Source organism: Paenibacillus rhizoplanae (assembly GCF_042684125.1).
Classification (GTDB): domain Bacteria; phylum Bacillota; class Bacilli; order Paenibacillales; family Paenibacillaceae; genus Paenibacillus_AQ; species Paenibacillus_AQ rhizoplanae.
In genome coordinates this window covers 1-8,428 of the sequence record NZ_JBHUKY010000040.1, presented here as the reverse complement: position 1 = coordinate 8,428, position 8,428 = coordinate 1, and the positions used below count along the sequence as shown (strand labels likewise).

At 55.0% G+C, this 8,428-nt stretch carries 9 protein-coding genes; 7 read left to right on the top strand and 2 right to left on the bottom strand.

Features of this window, described 5'->3' with window-relative positions; translation table 11 throughout:
- Nucleotides 1-138: 138 nt before the first annotated feature.
- Nucleotides 139-1,092 carry a diacylglycerol/lipid kinase family protein gene (locus ACFSX3_RS22165; RefSeq protein WP_209994883.1) on the bottom strand — a complete coding sequence of 318 codons (954 nt, stop codon included), beginning with the start codon at nucleotides 1,090-1,092 and terminating at the stop codon, nucleotides 139-141.
- 192 nt (nucleotides 1,093-1,284) lie between these two features.
- Nucleotides 1,285-1,623, bottom strand: a complete 339-nt coding sequence (locus tag ACFSX3_RS22160) for a DUF4870 domain-containing protein (RefSeq protein WP_209994882.1) — start codon at nucleotides 1,621-1,623, stop codon at nucleotides 1,285-1,287.
- A gap of 525 nt (nucleotides 1,624-2,148) precedes the next feature.
- Between ACFSX3_RS22160 and ACFSX3_RS22155 the strand changes: the two genes are divergently transcribed.
- From ACFSX3_RS22155 to ACFSX3_RS22125, 7 genes are all read left to right on the top strand, one after another.
- Nucleotides 2,149-2,337: a hypothetical protein gene (locus ACFSX3_RS22155; protein ID WP_019913840.1), complete on the top strand. Its 189-nt coding sequence runs from the start codon at nucleotides 2,149-2,151 to the stop codon at nucleotides 2,335-2,337.
- A gap of 415 nt (nucleotides 2,338-2,752) precedes the next feature.
- Entirely contained in the window at nucleotides 2,753-3,802 is a 1,050-nt protein-coding gene (coxB, locus tag ACFSX3_RS22150; RefSeq protein ID WP_209994881.1) for a cytochrome c oxidase subunit II, read from the top strand.
- A gap of 128 nt (nucleotides 3,803-3,930) precedes the next feature.
- Nucleotides 3,931-5,778: a cytochrome c oxidase subunit I gene (gene ctaD, locus ACFSX3_RS22145; protein WP_209994885.1), complete on the top strand. Its 1,848-nt coding sequence runs from the start codon at nucleotides 3,931-3,933 to the stop codon at nucleotides 5,776-5,778.
- Entirely contained in the window at nucleotides 5,775-6,401 is a 627-nt protein-coding gene (locus ACFSX3_RS22140; protein WP_209994880.1) for a cytochrome (ubi)quinol oxidase subunit III, read from the top strand. Before ctaD ends, ACFSX3_RS22140 begins: the two co-directional genes overlap by 4 nt.
- A gap of 4 nt (nucleotides 6,402-6,405) precedes the next feature.
- The gene (locus ACFSX3_RS22135) at nucleotides 6,406-6,729 is read left to right on the top strand and encodes a cytochrome C oxidase subunit IV family protein (RefSeq protein ID WP_209994879.1); all 324 of its coding nucleotides are present in this window, start codon (nucleotides 6,406-6,408) and stop codon (nucleotides 6,727-6,729) included.
- Nucleotides 6,730-6,757: 28 nt separating this feature from the next.
- Entirely contained in the window at nucleotides 6,758-7,666 is a 909-nt protein-coding gene (gene ctaG / locus ACFSX3_RS22130; protein ID WP_209994884.1) for a cytochrome c oxidase assembly factor CtaG, read from the top strand.
- Nucleotides 7,667-7,702: 36 nt separating this feature from the next.
- Complete coding sequence (locus tag ACFSX3_RS22125; RefSeq protein ID WP_036695274.1) at nucleotides 7,703-8,167, top strand: DUF420 domain-containing protein; 465 nt, start codon at nucleotides 7,703-7,705, stop codon at nucleotides 8,165-8,167.
- Nucleotides 8,168-8,428: the final 261 nt, after the last annotated feature.

The window sequence follows — 8,428 nt, the reverse complement described above, 5'->3', positions numbered from 1 at the left end:
CCGTTTTCGTTGTTCACCCATGGCAACACACCTCCGTGATCCTTATTATCCCTCCGTCCGTTAAGTGGCGTCTACTATCTATTCTAAACCCACTCAGTCCGTTACGCTGAACCACATATGCGCCCCGCCGCGTCCAGCCTAGCCGCCCGTGAGGCAGGACCCCGCGGCGCCGGCAGCCACCGCCGAGGCTGCCGCCAGCGGCGAGAGCACGCGCAGCGCGCCCGGCTCGCAAGCCACGGCCAGCGGCGCCGTGCCGAGCGCTTCGCCGTCGCCGATGGCGTGGCGCGGCTGCGCGAAGTGGACGGCTACGCTGCGTCCGCGCAGCATAGTTACATAGGGCAGCTTCGTGTGCCTGCCCTTCACCACCGTCGGGAACAGCCGCAGCAGTTGCCCGCGGCTGACCCCGTGCACGACGCAGACGTCAAGCAGGCCATCGCCTGATTCCGCCTGCGGGCAGATCAATAGCCCGCCGCCGTAGCTGGGCAGGTTGCAGACCGAGACCAGCCACGCCTGGGCATAGGCCTGCTCCTTACCGTCGCAGGTCACGCTGACGCGGCAGGGCTTGAAGGTCATCAGCGTATGCAGCACGCCGATGATATAGGCTAGGCGCCCGGCGCCAATGGCGTTGCACAGCCGCTTGTAGCGGCTGGCGTTCACATTGACGGCCACCTGCGCGTCGAAGCCGCTGGCCACCGCGGTCAGGGTGAGAACACCTGCCGCGTTAAGCAGATCGGCTTCGATGCAACGCTCCTGCAGCGCGTGATCCAGCGCTGCCTCAGGCGCGAGCGGGATGCTGAACCCGCGCGCGGTGTCATTGCCCGAACCCGCCGGGATGACTCCCAGCGGGACCCCACTGCGCCGCAGTGCGCCCAGCACACTGTGGATCGTGCCGTCGCCGCCGACAACGATGGCGGCGCGCCAGTCCTCGCGGCGGGCAAGCGTCTGCAGCACCTGGCTCTCCGCACTGTCAGCGCTATGTGTGAGTAGCGCTTCATACGCAGCGGCCCGCTTCTCAAGCAAGGCCTGGATGGTGTGCCAGGTCCGCAGCCCCGCTCCGCCGCCGGAGCGGGAATTTATGATGAACAAATACATGGATGCTTCCCCCAGCCTGTAGATTCCTGCATGTCTTATCCCATTGTAAGGAGCGGACAGGCAAAAGGGAAACTATTTTGAAATACAAGAAATTATATGTTTCACACGATAACTTATCCTTCTATTTCTCGCTGAAACGAATGCCGCCCTATAAAAGGACGGCAAAGCCGTTTCCACTTGTGCACCACGGAGCTATAGCTGCCGCAGCTGGCTTTCGGCGATTTGCCCTACCCAGGGGAGCTTGAACCATCTGCTGCCCAGGGCATGGTAGATCATCAGGAGCCAGACCGCGAAGCTGCAGAGGGAGATCAGGGCGCCCGCCACATCACCGAGAAGCGGAATGAAGCCGCTGAGCACATGGGCGATCATGAGCGCACCGAAGGCAATCAGGGATTGAAGCGAGTGGAACAGGACGAAGCGGCTGCGCTTCTCCAGCGCGAGGAAAATAATTGCCCCGATGAACGGGAAGAAATAACACAAGGCGGCGGCAATGTTATCAGGCAGTCCGGTGGAAGATCTGAAAGGCGACAAAGGGCTCACTCTCCTTGGATTGTAGAGAAAAGGACGAATAATATTCATGCTTCTTCCCTACAAGCCTATGAGGTGTCCAGGCAAAGTATGAGCCGTGCGGAGATGCTGTCCAATAATTTCTGGGGATAGGGGGCACACTATGTTCAGGTTCCCAAACGGGAGGGCAAGCATATACTATAAAAAATTTCCATTTGCATTTTTACATGGAAAGGTGGAAGTTAATCTGGAATATGATACAATATAACGATAAGGCCCGAAAGGAGTGATTCAGCAAGTGGCTCTTCGGGTAATTAAAGTGTCAAGGTGTCTTTGCAGTGGGACATCCTTACTCTCAGCCCAAATCACGACGAACCTGCTTCACCGGCAAGGCGGATTTCCAAGTTACTGGAATGGTAGTCTGGACGGGTAATGCAAGCCGCGTATGTGTAATGGTTCTTACTTGCATTTCAAGGTTACGGCGAACTTTTCATCATGCATTCTCTACAACGGAGCATTCATTTTCAATGTTTTGGGAGGGAACTGATCATGGCAAGTAAAGGTCATAACGAAGTCAAGGAAAGTCTAAGGGAAATGACACGTATTTTCCGGCCCAAAGATCCCAAGAAATTTGTGAAAGAGTACGTCCGGAAATATCGGATCACGGGAGGCTATGAGGAAGAACTGACCATGGTTGTGGAGCATGAGCTGGTTAGAATGAATTCTTCCGTCTCGTGAAGCAGCGGGCAGAGCGATTAATTCTGTTTCGTGCTGTGTGATTCCGACACTATACATTTAATTTACATTCGAGCGATAACATCCATGAGGATTCTCATAAACCGTGCCCGGGCAGCCTGCTGCTTCTGGAATCGGTTTTTTTTGTATGTCCTTTGCAGATGATCTTCGTATGTCAAATGAATTAATAGACACAACTACATATGAATACGCTTCAAAAGTAGTTTAACAGTTTTTCGGCAATATTGAAAGCGCTTTTAAAATCAGTATTGACAAGCTTTCCGCGATTCAAAAATGATTATGTGAATTTGTTGTGAACGATTGACAAAACCGTGGGCCGAACTTATATTAATAGTGATTGTTATAATTGACAGGAAAATACTCTAATCTACGAATTCGGGAAAAGCGGGGTAGATCAATGATGAAAACGTGGCAGGCTGGTAAGCGGCTTCTTCCCATGACGGCAGCGCTTGGACTCCTTCTGGCCGGATGCGGGCGGGAGGACTTGTCGGTACTCAGACCGCAGGGACCCGTAGCGGAAAGCTCTTACGGACTGATGAAGCTGTCGATCGCAATCATGATTGTGGTGCTGCTGATCGTCTTCTCTATTGCGGCTTATGTATGGATTCGCTTCCGCCGGAAGAAGGATCAGGATGAGATTCCGAAGCAGGTGGAGGGCAGCTTCAAGCTGGAGGTGCTGTGGACGGTCATCCCGCTTATCCTCGTCATTGTGCTGGCGATTCCCACGGTGAAGGTGGTGTTCGCTGCCGGCAATGATCATTCGGATGACAAGGACGCGATCAAGGTCAAGGTGACCGGCCACCAATACTGGTGGGAGTTCGAATATACGGATTACGGAATAACGACTGCGCAGGATCTGATTATTCCTACAGGCAAGCACATCGCCTTCGAGCTGAGCACCAAGGATGTGCTGCATTCCTTCTGGGTACCCTCGCTGGCCGGGAAAATGGATACTAACCCCGACGGCACGGTGAACCGCTTCAGCTTCAGTGCGCCGAATGAAGGCGTTTACCGTGGAAAATGTGCGGAGCTGTGCGGCCCTTCCCACGGGTTCATGGAGTTTAAGGTGAAGTCGGTCAGTGGTGAGGCCTTTGACAACTGGGTGGCTTCGATGAAGGCACCGGAGTCTGTGATGCCGGAAGACCCGGTACTGGCTGAGAAGTTCAAGTCCCAGTGCCTGAGCTGCCATGCGATTGGCAGCATGCCTGCATCACCGGTGGCTCCCAGTCTGACCGGAATCGGCTCGCGTGAATCGGTTGCCGGGATTCTGCTTAATGATGACACCCGTGAAGACGGGGCGCCGATTCTGGAGAATCTGAAGACTTGGCTGCATGATCCGCAGAGTGTGAAGCCCGGCAACAAGATGCCGAACCCGAAGGATATGGGCTTAAGTGATGAAGAGATCGACGGCATTGCCGAATATCTGGCCGGTTATACGCTGGACTAGGGGCCTATGACCGAAGCGGAAGCAGCATATTTGATAAGGGGGTACATACCTTGGCTCACGCAGCGCAATCCTTGCAGCCCTCCCAGCCCTTGCAGCCCGGCCACAGCGCCAAGCGGCATACCGGGCTGATGGACTGGATTACCACCGTCGACCACAAAAAAATAGCCATTCTGTATCTATGGGCCGGCGGCCTCTTCTTCGGCATAGGGGGCATTGAGGCGATCCTGATCCGTATTCAGCTGATCAAGCCGATGAATACCTTCCTGGACGCTCAGACCTTCAACGAGCTGATTACCATGCACGGCACGACCATGATCTTTCTTGGAGTCATGCCGGTTATTTTTGCGCTGATGAATGCGGTAATTCCGCTGCAGATCGGCGCGCGGGATGTCGCCTTTCCTTTTCTCAACTCGCTGGGCTTCTGGACCTTCCTGTTCGGCGGTCTCTTGCTTAACCTGAGCTGGGTGATGGGCGGTGCGCCTGATGCAGGCTGGACCGCATATACCCCACTCTCCGGTAAGGGATACAGTCCCTCGCACGGAGTGGATTTTTATACGATAGGGCTACAGATTGCCGGTCTCGGCACACTCATTGGCGGGATTAACTTCCTGGCTACCATCATTACGATGCGTGCGCCGGGGATGTCCTTCATGCGGATGCCGATGTTCGCCTGGGCTACCTTCATTACCTCAGCCATTATTCTGTTTGCATTCCCTGCGGTTACCGTAGGACTTGTCCTGCTTACCTTCGACCGGATACTGGACGCCAATTTCTTCAATGTTGACGGTGGGGGCAATCCCGTACTGTGGCAGCATATCTTCTGGATCTTCGGCCATCCCGAAGTGTACATTCTGATTCTCCCGGCCTTCGGCATCATCTCCGAGGTCATTCCGACCTTCTCGCGCAAGCGGCTGTTCGGTTACAGCTCCATGGTCTTCGCCACGATTCTGATCGCCTTCCTGGGCTTCATGGTCTGGGCGCATCATATGTTCACCACCGGCCTCGGTCCGGTAGCGAACGCCTTGTTCTCCGTCTCTACCATGCTGATTGCCGTGCCGACCGGGATCAAGATATTCAACTGGCTGTTCACCATGTGGGGCGGACAGGTGCGCTTCACGACCCCGAATCTGTTCGCGGCCGGGTTCATTCCCACCTTCACGATGGGCGGGGTAACTGGGGTGATGCTGGCCTCCGCGCCGGCGGACTTCCAGTTCCATGATACGTACTTCGTGGTAGCGCATTTCCACTACGTCATTGTCGGCGGTCTGGTGCTCGGGCTGTTCGCCGGGCTGCACTACTGGTGGCCGAAGATGTTCGGGCGGATGCTCAGCGAGTCCTTGGGCAAGTGGACCTTCTGGACCTTCATTATCGGGTTTCACTTAACGTTCTTCGTGCAGCATTTCCTGGGACTGATGGGGATGCAACGGCGCGTATTCACCTATTTGCCGAACCAGCAGTTCGATACGCTCAACCTGGTCAGTACGGTGGGGGCGTTCCTGATGGGAGTGGGCATGATTATCTTCCTTGTAAATGTGTTCTTGACCTCCAGACGGCCAGCGGATGCGCCGGAAGACCCGTGGGAAGACGGGCGTACCCTGGAATGGACGATACCTTCGCCGCCGCCGGAATATAACTTCAAGCAGACGCCGCTGGTGCGTGGCTTGGATGCTTTCTGGAAAGAGAAAATGGCCGGACATAAGGCCATGACTCCTGCGGAGCCGATAGGCCCGATTCATATGCCGTCGGCTACGATTCTGCCGTTCCTGATGTCCGTCGGTATCTTCATTGCGGGCCTTGGCTTCATGTTCAGCCGCGATGAATTCAGCAGCAGCATGATGAGCTTCCTGTTCAATAACTATATTGTTACGGCGCTGGGGCTTCTTATTACCTTCGGATCGATGCTGATGCGGTCGCTGTTCGACGATCACGGCTGGCATATCGAACCCGAAGAGCTGGAAGGAGGGGAGCAGAGATGACAACGGCACATGCTGAAGCAGCGGACGGTACACTCCCGCATGAACCTGAGAAAGCGACCCTGGAAGGACGAAATAAAGTGTTGGCCTTCTGGCTGTTCCTCGGAGGGGAAGCGGTGCTCTTCGGCACCCTGTTCGCTACCTTTCTGGCGCTGCGCAATCAGACGAATGAGGGACCCTCGGCGGCTGAGCTGTTCCATCTGCCGCTGGTTGCGGCAGCAACCTTCCTCCTCCTGGTCAGCAGTCTGACCAGTGTGTTCGCTATCCAGGCCATGCACCGGGGAAATGTAGCCCAGCTAAGGAACTGGCTGGTGGTGACCGTCCTGCTTGGCCTTGCATTCCTGATCCTGGAGATTTACGAGTTCAGTGTATATATCCGGCATGAGGAATTTGGGATGACCACGAGTGCGTTTAGCTCGGCGTTTTATACGCTGGTCGGATTCCACGGTGCCCATGTTGCCTTCGGGATTCTGTGGATCTCCGTGCTGATCGGACAATTGCTGTATAAAGGCTTGACGGTGGTTACCGCACCGAAGATCTACGTGTCGGCGATGTATTGGCATTTCATTGATGTGGTGTGGGTCTTTATCTTCACAGTCGTATACCTGCTCGGAAAGGTGGGGTGAAGCCATGACGACGAAGCAGCCTTCTTCAGATTCTGCGGTGAAGCACCGGCACCGTCCGGAAGGACCGCAGCGGCATATTGTGGTGTTTGTGTTCTCCGTGGTGCTGACGCTGATCGCTTTTGCCGCGGTGGCAGCCGGAGGGGTGAATGCTACCTTTGCGATTATCCTGCTACTGGTAATGGCTGTGCTGCAGGTGTTCCTGCAGATGGGCTTCTGGATGCATCTGAAGGACAAAGGGCATATGCTGCCGATTATCTTCATGCTGGGCGGCTTTTTTATCGCAGGCACCAGTATTGTAATGGCGCTCTATTGGGTATGGTGGGATTGATTCTATCTCCGGGGAGGTCTTGAGGATGATACCGGGATTGCAATATTTCAGCTTCACAGAACTATGGAGTCCGCTGTTTCTGGCCCTGTTGCTCCTCCTGACTGCCGGATATTTTGTGTTGATCGGTCCGCTGGCCTCCCGTTTTGAGGGCAGTACTGCAGTCCCCTTCTGGCGGAGGGGGCTGTTCTTATGCGGAATGCTGGCCCTCTATCTGGCGCAGGGGGGACCGGTCAGTCTGCTGGGACATATCTTATTTTCATTCCATATGGTTAGTATGGCCTTATCCTATCTGGTGGCGGTCCCGCTAATTATGCTCGGTATCCCCGACTGGTGCTGGCGTGCCCTGCTGCGGGTGAATCCGCTGAAGGGACTGGCTTTTCTCGCTAAGCCGGTGGTGGCGGCTCTGCTCTTCAATGGCCTGTTCTCGCTCTACCACATCCCCGCCATCCATGATTATGTCATGCTGCATTTCACCGTTCACCGTCTGTATTATGGCGTTCTGTTCCTGACCTCGGCGCTGATGTGGTGGAATCTGATCAACCCCTTGCCGGAATACCGGGCGCTTAGCGGTCTGGGGCAGGTGGGCTTCATCTTCCTTAACATGGTGCTGCTGACACCGGCCTGCGGGCTGATTATCTTTGCCAGTTCCCCTCTGTATGCAACGTATAGCGACCCGGGCACCTGGGCGAAAGCGATGGGCTACTGTGTTCCGCAGAGTCCGGCTGCATTACTGCAGGCTTTTGGCGGTCCCGGCTTCTTCGGATCTCTCTCCCCCAAGGTAGATCAGCAGGTCGGCGGCATCGTGATGAAGTTCATTCAGGAATTTATTTTCGCCTCGATGCTTGCTTATGTGTTCTATCATTGGTATAAAAAAGAGAACGGACAAGAGGACACGGATGTGTCCGCGTCACCCTCTGCCCTGGCGGAGGAGGTCTGAACTATAATGAGCTGGTAAGTACCGAGGGGGATATTCATGGATATTTTCACATTGTTTCCTACGATCAGTACATCGTTCATCGTCATAAGCGCGGTGCTGGTGGCAATCGGCTGGAGACAGATCATTCAAGGCAAACGCGAAGCGCACAAGAAGACAATGATTGCGGCTGCGGTGGCAGCGATTCTGTTCTTCCTGGTGTACTCGTCAAGAACGGTGTTCGTAGGCAATACCTCCTGGGGCGGGCCGGATGAGCTGACGACGATCTACCATGTCTTCCTGATCTTCCACATTGTGCTGGCTACCGTCGCTGCCGTATTCGGCATCACTACGCTGACGCTCGGCTTCAAGGCCAAGTATGCCAAGCACCGCAAGTGGGGCAGAGTGACCGCCGTCATCTGGTTCATCACCGCCATCACCGGAGTCGCTGTCTATGTATTGCTGTATATCTTCTATCCGGGCGGCCATACGAAGCCGGTCTGGGAGATCATCCTGGGCGCTTAAGCCGAGGGGAAGCCTGAGGTTAAAAGGAAAAAAGCCTGTCCATCTGCCGCTGCTGCGGGGAGGGGCGGGCTTTTTTTGAAATGGGGAGCCGGGATGCGGGCCGGATGTGTGCGAAAAAACGAATACAATGAGCTGGTGTGAGGTATGTAGGCCAAATGTATGCGAAAAACAGGCATGACAAGACAGAGGCCTTGTCACCCCCAGGAATGAAAATAAGTGGGTGGCATCCGTCGCATCCATTCTAAAAGATGCTGTAGTCGT

What these genes read in the sequence shown, in the direction of transcription:
- ctaD (WP_209994885.1), top strand. Translation starts at nt 3,931, where the DNA reads ATGGACTGGATTACCACCGTCGACCACAAAAAAATAGCCATTCTGTAT.
- ACFSX3_RS22165 (WP_209994883.1), bottom strand. Translation starts at nt 1,092, where the DNA reads ATGTATTTGTTCATCATAAATTCCCGCTCCGGCGGCGGAGCGGGGCTG.
- ACFSX3_RS22155 (WP_019913840.1), top strand. Translation starts at nt 2,149, where the DNA reads ATGGCAAGTAAAGGTCATAACGAAGTCAAGGAAAGTCTAAGGGAAATG.
- ACFSX3_RS22140 (WP_209994880.1), top strand. Translation starts at nt 5,775, where the DNA reads ATGACAACGGCACATGCTGAAGCAGCGGACGGTACACTCCCGCATGAA.
- ACFSX3_RS22125 (WP_036695274.1), top strand. Translation starts at nt 7,703, where the DNA reads ATGGATATTTTCACATTGTTTCCTACGATCAGTACATCGTTCATCGTC.
- coxB (WP_209994881.1), top strand. Translation starts at nt 2,753, where the DNA reads ATGATGAAAACGTGGCAGGCTGGTAAGCGGCTTCTTCCCATGACGGCA.
- ACFSX3_RS22135 (WP_209994879.1), top strand. Translation starts at nt 6,406, where the DNA reads ATGACGACGAAGCAGCCTTCTTCAGATTCTGCGGTGAAGCACCGGCAC.